Genomic DNA, 16,559 nt, shown 5'->3' with positions numbered 1-16,559 from the left:
CATGACCCCGATCCCCCACGACCGCGAGCTCAGGGCCCAGTTGGAGCACCTGCCCACCGAGGCGTTCCGCCCGGAGCTGTCCGAGATCGACCGCCTGCCCACCCTTCAGCTCGCGCGCCTGATGAACGCCGAGGACGCGACCGTGCCCGCCGCGGTCGCCGCGCGGCTGCCCCAGATCGCCGCCGCGATCGACGCCGCGGCCGAGCGGATGGCGCGCGGGGGCCGGCTGGTCTACGCGGGCGCGGGCACCGCGGGCCGCCTCGGCGTGCTGGACGCCTCGGAGTGCCCGCCGACCTTCAACACGGCCCCCGAGCAGGTCGTCGGCCTGATCGCGGGCGGCCCGCCGGCGATGGCCGCCCCGGTCGAGGGCGCCGAGGACTCCGCGGAGCTGGCGCGGGCCGACCTGGACGCCCTCGCCCTGACCGCCGACGACACCGTGGTCGGCGTCTCGGCCTCCGGCCGCACCCCCTACGCCCTCGGCGCGGTGGCGCACGCCCGCGCGCTCGGCGCCCTCACCGTCGGCCTGGCCGGCAACCCGGGCAGTCCGCTGGCCGCCGCCGCCGAGCACGGCATCGAGATCGTCACCGGCCCCGAGCTGATCGCCGGCTCCACCCGGCTGAAGGCGGGCACGGCCCAGAAGCTGGTCCTCAACATGTTCTCGACGATCACGATGATCCGCCTGGGCAAGACGTACGGGAACCTGATGGTCGACGTCCGCGCCTCCAACGACAAGCTGCGCGCCCGCTCCCGCCGCATCGTCGCCCTCGCGACCGGCGCCGCCGACGAGGAGGTCGAGGCGGCGCTCGCCGCCACCGGCGGCGAGGTGAAGCACGCGATCCTCGCCATCCTGGCCGGCGTCGACGGCCCCACGGCGGCCCGCCTCCTGGCGGAGTCCGGCGGCCGGCTGCGCGCCGCGCTGGCCACGGCCGCGGGGTGAGGCGGGGCCGGCCCGGCCCCGCTGTCCGTGCCGTGTGCGATTCTGAGCGGCATGAACCACGCCCAGCTGACCGCCCTCGGCCGCGCCCTGCGCCTGCTCGGTGAGCACGGCGAGGCCCTGACCGCCGACACCCCCGACGCCCGGCTGCACGAGGTCCGGGCGGACCTGCGCCGCGCCCTGGACCTGCTGGAGGAGAGCGTCACGACCACGGCGCCGAGCACGCGCTGCCCCGAGCATCCGCACGGCCCGGTCGACACCGCCGCGCCGGACCTGTGCCTGCTGTGCGAGACCCGCCGCCGCGCCGCCCGCCGCGCCGAGTACCAGGGCGGCCCCGCGCTGCCCCGCCCCGCCGGCCCGGCCTCGTCCCGGTACGGGATGCGCGGCGACCGTCCCCAGCCCCAGCAGCGCTGGCTCCCCGAGGCGTGGAACGGGCAGGCGTGGCAGCTGTGCGGCACCCCGCGCCGCGACCGCCGCGAGGCCGAGCTGTACCTCGCGGCCCAGCGCCGGGGCCCGCGCCCGGCCCCGGCGTACCGGCTGGTGCACGAGTTCACGGACTACGAGGTGCTGCGCGTGTGGGGGACGCCGGTGCGGATGAACGCCGAACCGACGGGATAGCCCCGGACCGGTCGCGCCCCCGCGTCCCCCCGGGCGGCCGGCCGCGTCCGCCCCTCCCCGGCCGCGGCGCGGGCCCCCGCGCCGCGCTCCGGCGGCCTCAGGCGCCGGAACCGGGGTCCAGCAGCGGCAGCGCGGCGAACTCGTACCCCTCCCACAGCCGCCGCGTCGTCTCCTCCGGGTAGGGGGCGACCACCGGCTCGGCGTCCAGGACCTGGACCAGCCGCCGCTCGGGGTCGTACGCGGGCCAGCCGGGATCGCCGGTACGGGCGAAGGCCGCCCACGCGGCGCGGAACCAGGACGACAGCGCCCGCGCCTCCTCGGGGGGCTCCTCGCCGCCGAAGTACAGCACGCCCAGGTCGGCGCTGAAGGTGCCGAAGAGCAGCGGCAGGTCCAGGGCGTGGGCGGCGCCCAGCGCGCCGCCCAGGGCCGGGGCCGGCCAGGTCAGTTCGTAGACGTGGGCGCGTCCGCCGCCCGCGGCCTGGGCCTCGGCGAGACGGAGCGAGGGCATCGCGAACAGCCAGTCGGTCTGGACGCGTTCGTGCAGCTCGCCCGGCGTGGCGCCGGGGTACGCGGCCCGGTAGGCGGCCGCGCCGTCCGCGCCCGGCGCGTACCGGCGCAAGGTGGCCGCGGCCTGCTCCCCGGTGGCCTGGCCCAGGCGTCCGGCCATGGCGGTGAACAGGCGGAACTCGTCGCGGTTGTGACCGACCACCAGTTCCACGTCCCGGGCGGCGCCGGCGGCCAGCGCCTGCCACGGGGCGGCCGGCAGCACCTCGCCGTCGACGACGGGCGCGAACGGCGTGCGGGTGGGCGCGGCCTGGCCCCAGCGGTCGGCGTACCGGGGCATCCTGGCGCCCAGCGCCTCCCCCACGGCGGGCAGCGCGCGGGGGTCGACGGCGGACAGGTCGGCGACCGTGGGGCGCAGGCCCGCCTCGGCGGCGAGGGCCCCGGCCACGTCCCGGGCGAGTTCGTCGGAGAAGAACGTGCCGGGGACGCTCTGGGCGACGGCGCGGCGGAACAGCCCGGCCGCGCGGTCCATGACCAGCAGGGCGGCGATCGAGCCGGCGCCGGCCGACTCGCCGAAGACGGTGACCCGGTCCGGGTCGCCGCCGAATCCGGTGATGTTGTCCCGCACCCACTCCAGCGCGGCCACCTGGTCGAGCAGGCCCCGGTTGGCGGGCGCGCCCTCGATGCGGGCGAACCCCTCGACGCCCAGGCGGTAGTTGACCGTGACGACGACGAGGTCGCCGTCGCGGGCGAGCAGGCGGGCGTCGTAGCCGGGGCTGCCGGAGTGGCCGAACTTGTAGGAGCCGCCGTGGATCCACACCATCACCGGGCGGCGGGCGGCCGGGTCCGCGTCGGGCGTCCAGACGTTGAGGGTCAGCCACTCGTCGCCGGCCGGCAGGGCCCGCAGCGCCTCGGGGCCCGACAGGCCCGCCGCCTCCTGCGGGGGCGGCGGGCCGAAGGCGTACGCGTCGCGTATGCCGTCCCAGGGCCGGGGCGGGCGCGGGGCGGCGAACCGGGCCTCGCCCACCGGCGGCGCGGCGAACGGGATGCCGCGGAACACCGCCAGGCCCTCCTCGCGCCGTCCGCGCACCGCGCCGGCGCCGGTCCGCACCACGGGGTCGGTGGTCGTCATCGATCACTCCTCACTGTGCCGTCGCGGGTACGGCGGTCGGTGGTGATCCCACGGACCCTACGCCGGGGTGCGGACGCGGCTCAGTCGAGGGTCCTGAGCGACGCCGGGTCGTACGGGGCCAGTTCGTCGAAGCGGCCCGCGAGGACCTTCTCCGCCCACCGCGGGTCCTGCAGCAGGGCCCGGCCGACGGCCACCAGGTCGAACTCCTCGCGCTCCAGGCGGTCCAGGAGGCCGTCCAGACCGCCCACCCGGGCGCCCTCGCCCTGGAACGACTTGAGGAAGTCGCCGCCGTCGAGGCCGACCGAGCCGACGGTGATGGCGGGCCTGCCGGTGAGCTTCTTCGTCCAGCCGGCCAGGTTGAGGTCGGAGCCGTCGAACTCCGGGAGCCAGTAGCGGCGGGTGGAGGCGTGGAAGGCGTCCACGCCGGCCGCCGCGAGCGGGGCGAGGATCGCCTCCAGCTCCTGAGGGGTGTCGGCGAGGCGGGCGTCGTACGCCTCCTGCTTCCACTGCGAGTAGCGGAAGATCACCGGGAAGTCGGGCGAGACCGCCTCGCGGACCGCGGCGACGATCTCCACCGCGAACTTCGCGCGGGCCACCGGGTCGCCGCCGTAGGCGTCGGTGCGGCGGTTGGTGCCCGCCCACAGGAACTGGTCGATGAGGTAGCCGTGGGCGCCGTGCAGCTCCACGCCGTCGAAGCCGATGCGCTCGGCGGCGGCGGCCGCCTCGGCGAAGGCGCCGATGACGGCGTCCAGGTCGGCCCGGGTCATGGCCTTGCCGGTGGGCTCGGTCTCGCCGATGCGCAGCCCGGAGGGGCCGACGGCGGGGGCGTCCGGGAACGGCGGCTCGCCCTGCTTGCGGACCATGCCGACGTGCCACAGCTGCGGCACGATCGTGCCGCCCGCCGCGTGCACCGCCTCGGCGACCTTCGCCCAGCCCGCGAGCTGCTCCTCGCCGTGGAAGCGCGGCACCCGGTCGCTCAGCCCGGCCGAGGGGTGGCCGACGTAGGTGCCCTCGGTGACGATCAGACCGACGCCGGCGGCGGCGCGGCGGGAGTAGTACGACACCACGTCCTCGCCCGGGACGCCGCCCGGGGAGAACATGCGGGTCATCGGCGCCATCACGATCCGGTTCGGGACGGTCAGGCCGTTGATCGAGGCGGGGCGGGAGAGGATCTCGGCCGCGCGGGAGGCGGCCGTGGAGGCGGTGACGGTCACGTGGGGCTCCTCGTGGGGGAACGAGTGGAAACCAGACGGTATGTGCATACGCATTGACTCTGCCCCGACGTCAACCGCTCCGGCGGAAGCCTCATTCCGCCCACCGCGCGCACCGCCCTGTGATCCCGGCCACGCCCCCGCCGGGGCCTCGGCAACGCCCGAGGGCGGCACCCCTGTCCGACAGGAGTGCCGCCCTCGGATCCACGGAAGGACGGTCGATCAACCGGTACCGGTCGATCAGAAGTCCATGTCACCGCCCGGCATGCCGCCACCGGCGGGCGCGGCGGCCTTCTCCGGCTTGTCGGCGATGACGGCCTCGGTGGTGAGGAACAGCGCGGCGATGGAGGCGGCGTTCTGCAGCGCGGAACGGGTCACCTTCGCCGGGTCGATGATGCCCTCGGCGACCAGGTCGACGTACTCGCCGGTCGCGGCGTTCAGGCCGTGGCCCGGGGTCAGGTTGCGCACCTTCTCCACCACGACACCGCCCTCGAGGCCGGCGTTGACGGCGATCTGCTTCAGCGGGGCCTCCAGGGCGAGCTTCACGGCCTGGGCGCCGGTCGCCTCGTCACCCTCCAGCTCCAGCTTCTCGAAGACCTGGGAGGCCTGCAGCAGGGCCACGCCACCACCGGCGACGATGCCCTCCTCGACGGCCGCCTTGGCGTTGCGGACGGCGTCCTCGATGCGGTGCTTGCGCTCCTTGAGCTCGACCTCGGTGGCGGCGCCGGCCTTGATGACGGCCACGCCGCCGGCCAGCTTCGCCAGGCGCTCCTGGAGCTTCTCGCGGTCGTAGTCGGAGTCCGACTGCTCGATCTCGGCGCGGATCTGGTTCACCCGGCCCTGGACCTGCTCGGCGGAGCCGGCGCCGTCGACGATGGTGGTCTCGTCCTTGGTGATGACGACCTTGCGGGCCTTGCCCAGGAGGTCCAGCGTGGTGTTCTCCAGCTTGAGGCCGACCTCCTCGGAGATCACCTCGCCGCCGGTGAGGATGGCGATGTCGTTCAGCATCGCCTTGCGGCGGTCGCCGAAGCCCGGGGCCTTGACGGCGACGGACTTGAAGGTGCCGCGGATCTTGTTGACGACCAGGGTCGACAGGGCCTCGCCCTCGACGTCCTCGGCGATGATCAGCAGCGGCTTGCCCGACTGCATGACCTTCTCCAGCAGCGGGAGCAGGTCCTTGACGCTGGAGATCTTCTGGTTCGCGATCAGGATGTAGGGGTCGTCGAGGACGGCCTCCATGCGCTCCATGTCGGTCGCGAAGTACGCCGAGATGTAGCCCTTGTCGAAGCGCATACCCTCGGTGAGCTCCAGCTCCAGACCGAAGGTCTGGGACTCCTCGACGGTGATGACGCCTTCCTTGCCGACCTTGTCCATGGCCTCGGCGATCAGCTCGCCGATCTGGGTGTCGGCGGCGGAGATGGAGGCCGTGGAGGCGATCTGCTCCTTGGTCTCGATGTCCTTCGCCTGCTCCAGCAGGGCGGCGGAGACGGCCTCGACGGCCTTCTCGATGCCGCGCTTCAGGGCCATCGGGTTGGCGCCGGCGGCGACGTTGCGCAGGCCCTCCTTGACCAGCGCCTGGGCCAGGACCGTGGCGGTGGTCGTACCGTCACCGGCGACGTCGTCCGTCTTCTTCGCTACTTCCTTGACCAGCTCGGCGCCGATCTTCTCGTACGGGTCCTCGAGCTCGATCTCCTTGGCGATGGAGACACCATCGTTGGTGATCGTGGGGGCGCCCCACTTCTTCTCGAGGACGACGTTGCGGCCCTTGGGGCCGAGGGTCACCTTGACGGCGTCCGCGAGCTGGTTCATGCCGCGCTCAAGGCCGCGCCGCGCCTCTTCGTCGAACGCGATGATCTTGGCCATGTGAAGTGGTCCCTCCAGGACTGGGGGTGATTACTTCGGACCGCGCCCGCGCCCGCGACGGACGGCCCCGGCCGGTGGTTCCTTGCCCCACCCGGCCCGTGGCCTCACCGACCCGGTCCTTCCATTGTCACTCTCACCTTCAGAGTGCTAACGCAATGATTAGCACTCGCCCCTGCCGAGTGCAAGCGCCCCCGGGGGTCCGCGGGCGCGCTCAGCCGGGCGCGAACACGGCGCGCCGGGCACCGCGCCCCGCCCGCGCGCCCCGCCGCCGGCACGTCTGCGGCACGCCTGCGGCACACCTGCGGCACACCTGCGGCACGTCGAAGGGCCCGCACCCCGGGAGGTGCGGGCCCTTCGACGGAAGACGACGCCTGTACGGTTCGCCGGTCGCGCGTATCAGGCGGTGACGCGAACCATGTCGGCCTGCGGGCCCTTCTGGCCCTGCGAGATCTCGAACTCGACCCGCTGGCCCTCTTCAAGGGTGCGGTAACCGTCCATCTGGATCGCGCTGTAGTGGACGAAAACATCCGCACCACCGTCGACCGCGATGAAGCCGTACCCCTTCTCCGCGTTGAACCACTTGACGGTGCCCTGAGCCATGCCTAACTCCCCTATTACTGGCCCTTGCACAGATCCACACTTCGCGGATCCGGGTCATACCTCACCCCCCAACGGTTGGGGGTGTGCGCCGGAACGCGTCGACCGCGGCCGAATGTATCTGCCCAACTGCCGTCCGCAACAGGTCAATCGGACGAGAATTCTGGACGCACCCGGCCTGGAATGTGGCGAGAATTCGCCGTAATTCAGGGCAAGTCGGGCTGCACAAAGCGCACATAAGCCGTGAAAGACGCCCACACTTTGGCTACATCTCGTCGGGCGTGCGACAGGAACACGGGGGTACCGATCCGGGGATCAGCAGCGCGTTCCCCAACTCTACCGCGTTCAACCACACTGAATTGCCCCCTCCGTTTCTCTCACGGAGGGGGCAATGCGCAGAACGCTCGGTGATGGCCATTACCAAAGGTAACGGCGAATCTCGGTCAGCCTCCGGCGACCGCCGGAATGATGGACACGCCCGCGCCCTCGGGGGTCGGCGTCTGGAGCCCCTGCTCGAAGCGCACGTCGTCGTCGTTGACGTAGACGTTGACGAAGCGGCGCAGCCTGCCCTGGTCGTCCAGGACGCGGGCGGCGATGCCGCTGTGGTTCTTCTCCAGGTCCTCGATGACCTCGGCGAGGGTCGTGCCCTCGGCGCTCACCTCGGCCCGGCCGCCGGTGTAGGTGCGCAGGATGGTGGGGATGCGGACGGTCACGCTCATGCGAGGCCAGCCTCTCGGAAGGAGTCCAGGGTCGGGCGGATGGTGGCGGTCGGGCCGGTGCCGGCCACCGCGTCGAGGGTCTTCAGGCCGTCGCCGGTGTTGAGCACGACGGTGGTCTTCGCCGGGTCGAGGACGCCGTTCTCGATCAGCTTGCGCGTCACGCCCACGGTGACGCCGCCCGCCGTCTCGGCGAAGACGCCCTCGGTCCGGGCGAGCAGCTTGATCGCGTCGACGACCTGCTCGTCGGTGACGTCCTCCACCGCGCCGCCGGTGCGGCGCGCGACGTCGAGGACGTAGGGGCCGTCGGCCGGGTTGCCGATCGCCAGGGACTTGGCGATGGTGTTCGGCTTCTGCGGGCGGACGACGTCGTGGCCGGCCTTGAAGGCGGCGGACACCGGCGAGCAGCCCTCGGCCTGCGCACCGAAGATCTTGTACGGCCGGTCCTCGACGAGCCCGAGCTCGATCAGCTCGCGCAGCCCCTTGTCGATCTTGGTGAGCTGCGAGCCGGAGGCGATCGGCACCACGATCTGGTCGGGCAGCCGCCAGCCGAGCTGCTCGCAGATCTCGTACGCCAGGGTCTTGGAGCCCTCCGCGTAGTAGGGCCGCAGGTTGACGTTGACGAAGCCCCAGCCCTCGCCGGCCGGGTCGCCGATCAGCTCGGAGCAGAAGCGGTTCACGTCGTCGTAGGTGCCCTCGATGCCGACGAGCTCGCCGCCGTAGACGGCGGCCATGACGACCTTGCCCTGCTCCAGGTCGTGCGGGATGAACACGCAGGAGCGCAGGCCGGCGCGGGCGGCGGCGGCGCCGACGGCGCCGGCCAGGTTGCCGGTGGAGGAGCAGGACAGGGTGGTGAAGCCGAAGGCGCGGGCGGCCTCCAGGGCCTGGGCGACGACGCGGTCCTTGAAGGAGTGCGTCGGGTTGCCGGAGTCGTCCTTCACGTACAGGCCGCCGGTCACGCCGAGTTCGCGCGCCAGGTTGTCGGCCTTGACCAGCTTGGTCCAGCCCGGGTTCAGGTTGGGCTTGTCGGCCACGTCGGCCGGGACCGGCAGCAGCGGCGCGTACCGCCAGATGTTCGCGGGCCCCGCCTCGATGCGCTTGCGGAGCTCCCCGGCGTCGTAGGACGAGAAGTCGTAGGCGATCTCCAGCGGGCCGAAACACTCCTCACAGGCGAAGACCGGGCCGAGGGGCACGCGGTGACCGCATTCGCGGCAGGAGAGCGCCGCGGCGGGGCCGAGGTCCACGGTGGAGTCGGTGGTGCTTGCAACTGTCTGCGCAGCCATGTGAGGCGAGGCCCTTTCTCCTCATCTTCCCCACGGCGTACCTCGCCGTGAGACGGAATTGGCACCTTCCCTGACCGGGAGCCTCGCGAAGACGAGTTCGGCTCAGGGGGGTTGCCGGGGCTTCATCGGGCCGTGTCCCTCTGCCCCTCTGGATGAGCGGTATGTGGTTGTCGACGCACCGGACCCCCGACATGGGATGGTCACGAGCGTTGTTCAAGACTGTAACCGAAGGCCAGGACAGTTGAGAGAAGCCGTCCGAACCGCGAGACAACCGTGAGGAGCCGGACACCGTGCTGGAAGAAGTCGAGCGCTGGCTGAGGACCCGCTCCTGGTCCGTGGGCGACCGCCCGCTCCACCAGGTCCTGGCCGCCAAACGCGCCACGGGCCAGTCGGTCAGCGTCGTGCTGCCCGCGCTCAACGAGCAGGAGACGGTCGGCGACATCGTCGCCGTGATCCGCCGCGACCTGGTGCGGCGGGCCCCGCTGGTCGACGAGATCGTGGTGGTCGACTCCGGGTCGACGGACCGTACCGCCGAGGTGGCCGCCGCCGCGGGCGCGACCGTGGTGCACCGGGACGAGATCCTGCCGCGCATCCCGGCCGTGCCCGGCAAGGGCGAGGTGCTGTGGCGCTCCCTGCTGGTGACCCGCGGCGACATCGTCTGCTTCGTCGACGCCGACCTCAGGGAGTTCTCCTCGGACTTCGTCACCGGGATCGTCGGCCCGCTGCTGACCGAGCCGGGCGTCGACCTGGTCAAGGCGATGTACGACCGCCCGCTGGGCGGCGCGGCCGGGCAGGGCGGCCGGGTCACCGAGCTGATGGCCCGCCCGCTGCTGAACATGCACTGGCCGCGGCTGGCCGGTTTCGTGCAGCCGCTCGGCGGCGAGTACGCGGCCCGCCGCTCGCTGCTGGAGCGGCTGCCGTTCCCGGTCGGGTACGGGGTGGAGCTGGGCATGCTGGTCGACGCCCTGCACCTGGTGGGCCTGGACGCCCTGGCCCAGGTGGACGTGGGCGTGCGGCGGCACCGGCACCAGGACGGGCAGGCCCTCGGCCGGATGGCCGCCGCGATCTACCGCACCGCGCAGCTCAGGCTGGCCCGCGGTCACCTGGTCCGCCCGTCGCTCACCCAGTTCGTGCGGGGCGAGGACGGCTTCGAGCCGCGCACGTACTCCGTGGACACCGAGGAGCGCCCGCCGATGGCGGAGATCGCGGAGTACGCGGCGCGCAGGGCGGCCTGAGGGCGGCCCGGGGTCGTATACGGCCCGGATACGAGGCCGGGTCGTACGTTTGAGCGGTTGGGGGCCGGGCTAGGTTGAGGCGTATGGCTTCGACGAACGGTGCTGCTCAGGTACTGGTGGCCTCCAACCGTGGCCCGGTCTCCTACGAGGTGCGGGACGACGGCTCGCTGCACGCCCGGCGGGGCGGCGGCGGGCTGGTCTCCGGACTGTCCGCCATCGGGCCGGACGCGGGCGCGCTGTGGGTGTGCTCGGCCCTGTCCGACGGCGACCGGGAGGCGGTGCGGCGCGGGGTCGGCGAGGACGGCGTGCGGATGCTGGACATCCCGGCCGGCGTGCACGCCGACGCGTACAACGGGATCGCCAACTCGGTGCTGTGGTTCGTGCACCACATGCTGTACCAGACACCGCTGGAACCGGTCTTCGACGCGGAGTTCCGCCGCCAGTGGGCGTCGTACGAGACCTACAACCGGGCCTTCGCCGAGGCGCTGGCCGAGGAGGCGGCCGAGGGCGCGGCGGTCGTGGTGCAGGACTACCACCTGACGCTGGTGCCGGGGATGCTGCGCGAGCTGCGCCCGGATGTGCGCATCGGCCACTTCTCGCACACGCCCTGGGCGCCGCCGGAGTACTTCCGGATGCTGCCGGACGACGTGGCCGGGCAGGTGCTGCGGGGCATGCTCGGCGCCGACCGGCTGGGCTTCCTCACCCACCGCTGGGCGGAGGCGTTCACCGCCTGCTGCGAGCGGTTCGCCGGGGGCCTGGGGAACACCCGGGTGGGCGTGCACGGGCTGGGGGCCGACGCGGAGTTCCTGCGCAAGCGGTCGCGCGAGGCCGACGTGGACGAGCGGATGGCCGCGCTGCGGGAGGAGATCGGCGCGGGCCGCAGGACGATCGTGCGGGTGGACCGCACCGAGCTGTCCAAGAACATCGTGCGCGGCCTGCTGGCGTACCGGCAGCTGCTGCACGACCGCCCGGAGTGGCGGGAGCGGGTCGTGCACGTGGCGTTCGCCTACCCCTCGCGGCAGGACCTCGCGGTGTACCGGGAGTACACGGACGCGGTGCGGCGGGTGGCGGAGGAGATCAACGCGGAGTACGGCACGCCGGGCTGGCGGCCGGTCGTCCTGCACGTCGAGGACGACTTCGCCCGCTCCCTGGCGGCATACCGGCTGGCCGACGTGGCCCTGGTGAACCCGATACGGGACGGCATGAACCTGGTCGCGAAGGAGGTCCCGGTCGTCTCGGACGAGGGCTGCGCGCTGGTGCTGTCCCGGGAGGCCGGGGCGTACGAGGAGCTGGGCGAGGACGCGCTCGCGGTCAACCCGTACGACGTGACGGAGACGGCGCGGGCGCTGCACGAGGCGCTGTCGATGGGGGCGGCGGAGCGGGCGGACCGCACCAAGCGGCTGGCCGCCGCGGCGACCGCGCTGCCGCCGGGGCGGTGGTTCCTGGAGCAGCTGGAGGCGCTGCGGGGCTGAGGCCCGGTCGCGGCCGGGGCCGGTCCCCCCTTGGCGGGGGCCGGCCCCGGCCGTCGTCAGCCGAGCCGTGCCGCCAGGGCCCGCAGCAGCCCCACCACCCCCGCCGGGCCGTCCACCACCAGGTCCGCCCGCTCCCTCAGCTCCGTCACCTCGTCGCTGCCGCTGCACACCAGCAGGCCCGGGACGCCGTCGGCGCGGAGCGTGTCGACGGCGGCGAAGGCGGGCAGGTCGCCCAGGTCGTCGCCGGCGTACAGGACGGCGGTGGCGCCGGTGGCGCGGACGTGGTCGAGGAGGGCGACGCCCTTGTCCATGCCGGGCGGGCGCAGTTCGAGGACCATGCGGCCGGGTTCGACGATCAGGCCGTGGCGGGCGGCGAGGTCGGTGAGGGGGGCGCGCAGCGCCTCGAAGGCGGTCTGCGGATCGGCGGCCCGGCGGGTGTGCACGGCCACCGAGCGGCCCTTGTCCTCCACCCGGACGCCCCGCGCGGCACCGGCCCGCTCCAGCAGTCCGGGCAGCTCGGCGCGGACCGCGGCGACGCCGGGGTGCGGGGCGGGGGCGCCGACCTCGCCGCTGCCGGCGTCCCAGCGCTCGGCGCCGTAGTGGCCGAGGACGACCAGGTGGTCCAGCCCGGGGACGCCCGCGAAGCCGCCGTGCCGGACGGCGACCTCGGCCGGGCGGCCGGTGACCACCGTGACGGCGGCCACCTTCGGGGCCAGCGCCGCCAGCGCGGGCACCGCGTCCGGGTGGGCGCGGGCCTGCTCGGGGTCCGGCACGATCGGTGCGAGCGTCCCGTCGAAGTCGAGCGCGATCACCGCCTTCCCGGGTCGCGCGAGGATCGCCTCCAGCCCGGCCCGTCCGGCTTCGGTGACGGGCGCCGGCAGGGGGGCCGAGGGGTCGAGGGGTTCGGTCGGGTCCGTGTGACTGCCCATACGGCGACCCTATCCACGGGGGCGGAACGTACGCCTGGCGATCCGCGGGAGGGCCGGGTTCCGCACGGCGGTCCCGCGGGACCCCGGGGTCCGCACGGCGACGCGCGGGAAGCGGGGGGCCGGCGGAACCCGGGTCCCGCCGGCCGCGGCGCCCGTCACCGCTCGGCCCGCCGGGCCCGGCGGATCCGGCGCAGCCGGTTCACCGTCACCGGGTCCAGCGCCAGCGCCCGGGGGTCGTCCAGCAACGCGTTGAGCAGCTGGAAGTACCGCACCGGCGCCAGGCCCAGCTCCTCCCGTATCGCCCGCTCCTTCGCGCCGGGCCCGGGGAACCCCCGGCGTTCGAGCGCGAGGATGTCCCGCTCCCGCTGTCCGAGCTGCTGCTGTTCCTCCGCCATGCCCAGCACGGTAACCCCGCCCACCGACACCGCCGGCGGGCGGCGGGGCTACTCCGCGCTCTCGGCCCGCGTCGCCGCCGACTGGATCAGCGCCAGCACCGCCGCCGGGCTGCTCCCGGAGGCCACCGCCTGGCCGATCCGCTTCTTGATCTCCGCGCTGACCTCGGCCCAGGACGTCTTGCCGACCGGGTACAGCTCCGAGAGGACCAGCTCGTCCAGGAACGGCCTCAGCTCCTTGTCCTGCTCGGCCGCGCTCATCGCCTCGGACGCGGAGCCGGTCACCGGCAGCAGGTCGTACCTGCGGGAGAAGTCGAGCACGTTCTTCTCGCTGTAGACGAAGTCGAGGAAGTCGCCGATCTCGTCGCGGTGGCCGTTCTTCTTGAAGGCCGTCATCCAGTCGGTGACGCCCAGCGTGGCCTTGCTCTCGCCGTTGACGCCGGGCGTCGGCACCATGCCGAACTCCACGCCCTTCGCGGCGGCCGTCTTCATCAGCGTGGGGTGCCCGTTGAGCATGCCGACGTCGCCGTCGGCGAACGCGGCGAAGGCGTCCGCCCGGTTCAGCTTGCCCGGTGCGACCGGCCCGGTGAGGTCCTTGCCGACCAGCTCCTCCTTGAGCCAGGTGAAGGTGGCGACGTTCTCCGGGGAGTCGATGTCGTAGGTGCCGATGGTGTCGAGGTAGCCGCCTCCGCCGCTGAGCAGCCACTGCATGGTCTCGGCCTGCGCCTCCTCGGGGCCGAGGGGCAGCGCGTACGGGTACTTCACGCCCCGCGCCTTCAGCGCCTCGGCGGCCGCGGCGAGGTCGTCCCAGGTCTTGGGCGGGGTGAGACCGGCCTCGGCGAAGAGGGTCTTGTTGTAGAAGAGCACGCGCGTGGAGGCCGCGAACGGCATCCCGTACTGCACCCCGTTCACCTGGCCCGCGGCGGCGAGCTGGGAGACGAAGTCGGCCTGGACGGGGATGGAGAGCACGTCGTCGGCCTTGTAGAGCAGGTCCTTCGCCGCGTAGTCGGCGTAGGCGCCGATCTGGGCCAGGTCCGGCGGGTCCCCGGCCGCGACCATCTCCTTGACCTCGCGGTCGATGTCGTTCCAGGAGTGGACGGTGACGTCGATGTGCACGTCCGGGTGGTCGGCCTCGTACTCCTTGACCAGGTCGTCCCAGTAGCGCTGGGAGCTGGTGGCCTTGCTGTCGCCGTAGTCGGCGGCGACCAGTTCCAGGGTCACCTCGCCGGAGTCGCCGGTGAGGCCGCAGCCGCCGAGGACCGCCGCCATGCCCAGTGCGGACACCACCGCGATCGTTCCTTTTCCACGCCGCTGCACCGAATCCTGCCCCAAATGTCGTGCGAAAGCTTTCGAAACGTCATACATAACGTCTCCATAAGGTCTACACCACGTAAGTGGACTAGACCTCTTCCGGGTCATCGGGCCACACTGTCCCCGTGAGACATGTCATCGCCCTCGACGTGGGCGGCACCGGGATGAAGGCCGCCCTGATCGGAGCGGACGGCGAGCTGCTCCACCAGGCCCGCCGGCCCACCGGGCGCGACAGAGGGCCCGAGGCGGTCGTCGCGGGCATCGTCGACTTCGCCGCCGAACTGCGCGCGTGGGGCGCCGACCGTCTCGGCGAGCCCGCGGCCGCCGCCGGGGTCGCCGTCCCCGGCATCGTCGACGAGGGCCGCGGCGTCGCCGTCTACTCGGCCAACCTCGGCTGGCGGGACGTACCGCTGCGCGCGCTGCTGACGGAGCGGCTGGACGCGCCGGTCGCCGTCGGCCACGACGTGCGCACCGGCGGGCTCGCCGAGGGCCGCGTCGGGGCGGGGCGGGGCGCGGACCGGTTCCTGTTCGTGGCGCTGGGCACCGGCATCGCGGGCGCGATCGGCCTCGACGGCCGGGTGGAGGCCGGCGCCCACGGCTTCGCGGGGGAGATCGGCCACATCGTCGTACGCCCCTCGGGCCTGCCCTGCCCGTGCGGGCAGCGCGGCTGCCTGGAGCGGTACGCGTCCGCGACGGCGGTCGGCGAGGCGTGGGCGGCGGCCTGCGGGGACCCGGACGCGGACGCGGCGGACTGCGCCGGGGCCGTCGAGGCCGGGGACGTCCGGGCCCGGCGGGTCTGGCGGGAGGCGGTGGACGCGCTCGCCGACGGGCTGGTGACCGCGCTCACCCTGCTGGACCCGCGCACCCTGATCGTCGGTGGCGGGCTCGCCGAGGCGGGGGAGACCTTGTTCTCACCGCTGCGGGAGGCGGTGCGGCGGCGCGTCACCTTCCAGAAGGTCCCGTCCCTGGTCCCCGCGGCCCTCGGCGACACCGCCGGATGCCTGGGCGCGGGCCTGCTCGCCCGGGACCTCCTGGCCGCCGGTCCCCCGGCCTGCGGCCCGTCCTCCCCCGCCGCCCCCTCGGCGGCCGCTCCCGCCGCCCCCACCGACCCCTCGGAGGTAACCGCCTGATGGCCCCCACGAAGGTTCTCGCCGGCGCCCGGGTGGTGCTGCCCACCGGGATCGTGGACGGCGGCCGCGTGATCGTCGAGGGCACGCGGATCGCCGCCGCTCCCGCCCCGGCCGACGCCCAGGTCGTCGACGTCACCGGCCACTGGCTGGTGCCCGGCTTCGTCGACCTGCACAACCACGGCGGCGGCGGCGCCTCCTTCACCTCCGGGACGGTGGACGAGGTCCTCCGGGGCGTCCACACCCACCGTCTGCACGGCACCACCACCCTCGTCGCCTCGACCGTCACCGGCGACCTGGACTTCCTCGCCCGGCGCGCCGGGCTGCTGGCCGAGCTCGCCGAGCAGGGCGAGATCGCCGGCATCCACTTCGAGGGGCCGTTCATCTCGCCGTGCCGCAAGGGCGCCCACTCCGCTCGGCTGCTGCGCGACCCGGACCCGGCGGAGGTCCGCAAGCTGATCGACGCCGCCCGCGGCCGGGCGAAGATGGTCACCCTCGCCACCGAGCTGCCGGGCGGCCTGGACTCCGTACGGCTGCTGGCGGAGCACGGCGTGATCGCGGCGATCGGGCACACGGACGCCACGTACGAGGAGACGGTCCAGGCCATCGAGGCGGGCGCGACGGTCGCCACGCACCTGTTCAACGCGATGCCCGCGCTCGGCCACCGGGCCCCGGGCCCCGTCGCCGCCCTGCTGGAGGACGAGCGGGTCACCGTCGAGCTGATCAACGACGGCACGCATCTGCACCCCGCCTCCCTCCAGCTGGCCTTCCACCACGCGGGCGCCGGGCGCGTCGCGTTCGTCACGGACGCCATGGACGCCGCCGGTTTCGGCGACGGCCGCTACATGCTCGGGCCGCTGGAGGTCGAGGTCGTCGACGGGGTGGCCCGCCTGGTGGAGGGCGGCTCCATCGCGGGCTCCACCCTCACCCTGGACCGCGCCTTCAAACGGGCGGTGACCGTCGACGGGCTGCCGGTCGAGGACGCGGTCGCCGCCCTGTCCGCCAATCCGGCCCGGCTGCTCGGCCTGGCCGACCGGGTGGGCTCCCTGGAGCCCGGCAAGGACGCCGACCTGGTGGTGCTGGACTCCGCCTTCGACCTCAAGGGCGTCATGCGCCGGGGCGAATGGGTGGTTGATCCCCAACTGCCCTGATCCGTCAGGCGGGAGGGAGCCGCGGGCCGGCCGGACGACTGGGCGGACCGCCGTGTCTTTGGCATGATCGAGCCTCCGGAAACC

The 16,559-nt window shown here is 73.7% G+C and carries 15 protein-coding genes and 1 riboswitch; of the genes, 6 read left to right on the top strand and 9 right to left on the bottom strand.

Annotation, left to right across the window (positions count from 1 at the left end):
• Position 1 precedes the first annotated feature (1 nt).
• Both murQ and ACIBAI_RS10835 read left to right on the top strand, forming a co-directional pair.
• A complete protein-coding gene (gene murQ / locus ACIBAI_RS10840; RefSeq protein WP_399032955.1) occupies positions 2 to 937 on the top strand; it encodes an N-acetylmuramic acid 6-phosphate etherase in 936 nt (311 codons plus the stop codon).
• Positions 938 to 988: 51 nt separating this feature from the next.
• On the top strand, positions 989 to 1,552 hold the full coding sequence (locus ACIBAI_RS10835; protein ID WP_399032953.1) for a hypothetical protein: 564 nt from the start codon (positions 989 to 991) through the stop codon (positions 1,550 to 1,552).
• 97 nt (positions 1,553 to 1,649) lie between these two features.
• On the opposite strand, the gene ACIBAI_RS10830 is transcribed toward ACIBAI_RS10835, so the two are convergent.
• The 6 genes from ACIBAI_RS10830 to thrC all read right to left on the bottom strand — a co-directional run bounded on the left by ACIBAI_RS10830 (position 1,650) and on the right by thrC (position 8,858).
• Positions 1,650 to 3,188, bottom strand: coding sequence for a carboxylesterase/lipase family protein (locus tag ACIBAI_RS10830; protein ID WP_399032951.1), 1,539 nt, complete (start codon positions 3,186 to 3,188; stop codon positions 1,650 to 1,652).
• 80 nt (positions 3,189 to 3,268) lie between these two features.
• Positions 3,269 to 4,402, bottom strand: coding sequence for an NADH:flavin oxidoreductase (locus ACIBAI_RS10825; protein ID WP_399032949.1), 1,134 nt, complete (start codon positions 4,400 to 4,402; stop codon positions 3,269 to 3,271).
• Between the two features lie 237 nt (positions 4,403 to 4,639).
• Positions 4,640 to 6,262: a chaperonin GroEL gene (gene groL / locus ACIBAI_RS10820; protein ID WP_344601710.1), complete on the bottom strand. Its 1,623-nt coding sequence runs from the start codon at positions 6,260 to 6,262 to the stop codon at positions 4,640 to 4,642.
• Positions 6,263 to 6,658: 396 nt separating this feature from the next.
• Positions 6,659 to 6,862 carry a cold-shock protein gene (locus ACIBAI_RS10815; RefSeq protein WP_004986573.1) on the bottom strand — a complete coding sequence of 68 codons (204 nt, stop codon included), beginning with the start codon at positions 6,860 to 6,862 and terminating at the stop codon, positions 6,659 to 6,661.
• A 440-nt stretch (positions 6,863 to 7,302) separates the two neighbouring features.
• Positions 7,303 to 7,578 (bottom strand): MoaD/ThiS family protein, encoded by a 276-nt coding sequence (locus tag ACIBAI_RS10810; RefSeq protein WP_399032946.1) that lies wholly within the window; start codon positions 7,576 to 7,578, stop codon positions 7,303 to 7,305.
• Positions 7,575 to 8,858 (bottom strand): threonine synthase, encoded by a 1,284-nt coding sequence (gene thrC / locus ACIBAI_RS10805; protein ID WP_399032944.1) that lies wholly within the window; start codon positions 8,856 to 8,858, stop codon positions 7,575 to 7,577. Before thrC ends, ACIBAI_RS10810 begins: the two co-directional genes overlap by 4 nt.
• Before the next feature lie 18 nt (positions 8,859 to 8,876).
• A riboswitch (SAM riboswitch) is annotated at positions 8,877 to 9,017 on the bottom strand.
• Positions 9,018 to 9,148: 131 nt separating this feature from the next.
• On the opposite strand from thrC, the gene ACIBAI_RS10800 reads away from it, so the two are divergent.
• Positions 9,149 to 10,093: a glucosyl-3-phosphoglycerate synthase gene (locus ACIBAI_RS10800; RefSeq protein WP_399032942.1), complete on the top strand. Its 945-nt coding sequence runs from the start codon at positions 9,149 to 9,151 to the stop codon at positions 10,091 to 10,093.
• A gap of 83 nt (positions 10,094 to 10,176) precedes the next feature.
• Complete coding sequence (locus ACIBAI_RS10795) at positions 10,177 to 11,565, top strand: trehalose-6-phosphate synthase (RefSeq protein ID WP_399032941.1); 1,389 nt, start codon at positions 10,177 to 10,179, stop codon at positions 11,563 to 11,565.
• Between the two features lie 56 nt (positions 11,566 to 11,621).
• Here ACIBAI_RS10795 and otsB read toward each other — a convergent pair whose 3' ends face one another.
• The 3 genes from otsB to ACIBAI_RS10780 form a co-directional block, all read right to left on the bottom strand.
• Entirely contained in the window at positions 11,622 to 12,494 is an 873-nt protein-coding gene (otsB, locus tag ACIBAI_RS10790; RefSeq protein WP_399032939.1) for a trehalose-phosphatase, read from the bottom strand.
• A 155-nt stretch (positions 12,495 to 12,649) separates the two neighbouring features.
• Positions 12,650 to 12,889, bottom strand: coding sequence for a DUF3263 domain-containing protein (locus tag ACIBAI_RS10785; protein ID WP_399032937.1), 240 nt, complete (start codon positions 12,887 to 12,889; stop codon positions 12,650 to 12,652).
• Between the two features lie 48 nt (positions 12,890 to 12,937).
• On the bottom strand, positions 12,938 to 14,155 hold the full coding sequence (locus ACIBAI_RS10780; RefSeq protein WP_399033443.1) for an ABC transporter substrate-binding protein: 1,218 nt from the start codon (positions 14,153 to 14,155) through the stop codon (positions 12,938 to 12,940).
• Positions 14,156 to 14,361: 206 nt separating this feature from the next.
• Here ACIBAI_RS10780 and ACIBAI_RS10775 point away from each other — a divergent pair, with 206 nt between their 5' ends.
• Together ACIBAI_RS10775 and nagA are read left to right on the top strand one after the other, a co-directional pair.
• Positions 14,362 to 15,327: an ROK family protein gene (locus ACIBAI_RS10775; protein WP_399033441.1), complete on the top strand. Its 966-nt coding sequence runs from the start codon at positions 14,362 to 14,364 to the stop codon at positions 15,325 to 15,327.
• Complete coding sequence (gene nagA, locus ACIBAI_RS10770; RefSeq protein ID WP_399032935.1) at positions 15,327 to 16,475, top strand: N-acetylglucosamine-6-phosphate deacetylase; 1,149 nt, start codon at positions 15,327 to 15,329, stop codon at positions 16,473 to 16,475. Before ACIBAI_RS10775 ends, nagA begins: the two co-directional genes overlap by 1 nt.
• The last annotated feature ends 84 nt before the right edge of the window (positions 16,476 to 16,559 follow it).

It is taken from the genome of Streptomyces sp. NPDC051041, assembly GCF_044456065.1.
GTDB lineage: Bacteria > Actinomycetota > Actinomycetes > Streptomycetales > Streptomycetaceae > Streptomyces > Streptomyces glaucus.
Note: the sequence above shows the minus strand (reverse complement) of the source record. Positions and strands in the feature narration are given on the sequence as shown.

Excerpts from the sequence above, each read along its gene's own strand:
- ACIBAI_RS10835 (WP_399032953.1), top strand. The coding sequence starts at position 989 with ATGAACCACGCCCAGCTGACCGCCCTCGGCCGCGCCCTGCGCCTGCTC.
- ACIBAI_RS10785 (WP_399032937.1), bottom strand. The coding sequence starts at position 12,889 with ATGGCGGAGGAACAGCAGCAGCTCGGACAGCGGGAGCGGGACATCCTC.
- ACIBAI_RS10830 (WP_399032951.1), bottom strand. The coding sequence starts at position 3,188 with ATGACGACCACCGACCCCGTGGTGCGGACCGGCGCCGGCGCGGTGCGC.
- ACIBAI_RS10775 (WP_399033441.1), top strand. The coding sequence starts at position 14,362 with ATGAAGGCCGCCCTGATCGGAGCGGACGGCGAGCTGCTCCACCAGGCC.
- otsB (WP_399032939.1), bottom strand. The coding sequence starts at position 12,494 with ATGGGCAGTCACACGGACCCGACCGAACCCCTCGACCCCTCGGCCCCC.
- groL (WP_344601710.1), bottom strand. The coding sequence starts at position 6,262 with ATGGCCAAGATCATCGCGTTCGACGAAGAGGCGCGGCGCGGCCTTGAG.
- ACIBAI_RS10795 (WP_399032941.1), top strand. The coding sequence starts at position 10,177 with ATGGCTTCGACGAACGGTGCTGCTCAGGTACTGGTGGCCTCCAACCGT.
- murQ (WP_399032955.1), top strand. The coding sequence starts at position 2 with ATGACCCCGATCCCCCACGACCGCGAGCTCAGGGCCCAGTTGGAGCAC.
- nagA (WP_399032935.1), top strand. The coding sequence starts at position 15,327 with ATGGCCCCCACGAAGGTTCTCGCCGGCGCCCGGGTGGTGCTGCCCACC.
- ACIBAI_RS10780 (WP_399033443.1), bottom strand. The coding sequence starts at position 14,155 with ATGGCGGCGGTCCTCGGCGGCTGCGGCCTCACCGGCGACTCCGGCGAG.
- thrC (WP_399032944.1), bottom strand. The coding sequence starts at position 8,858 with ATGGCTGCGCAGACAGTTGCAAGCACCACCGACTCCACCGTGGACCTC.
- ACIBAI_RS10810 (WP_399032946.1), bottom strand. The coding sequence starts at position 7,578 with ATGAGCGTGACCGTCCGCATCCCCACCATCCTGCGCACCTACACCGGC.
- ACIBAI_RS10815 (WP_004986573.1), bottom strand. The coding sequence starts at position 6,862 with ATGGCTCAGGGCACCGTCAAGTGGTTCAACGCGGAGAAGGGGTACGGC.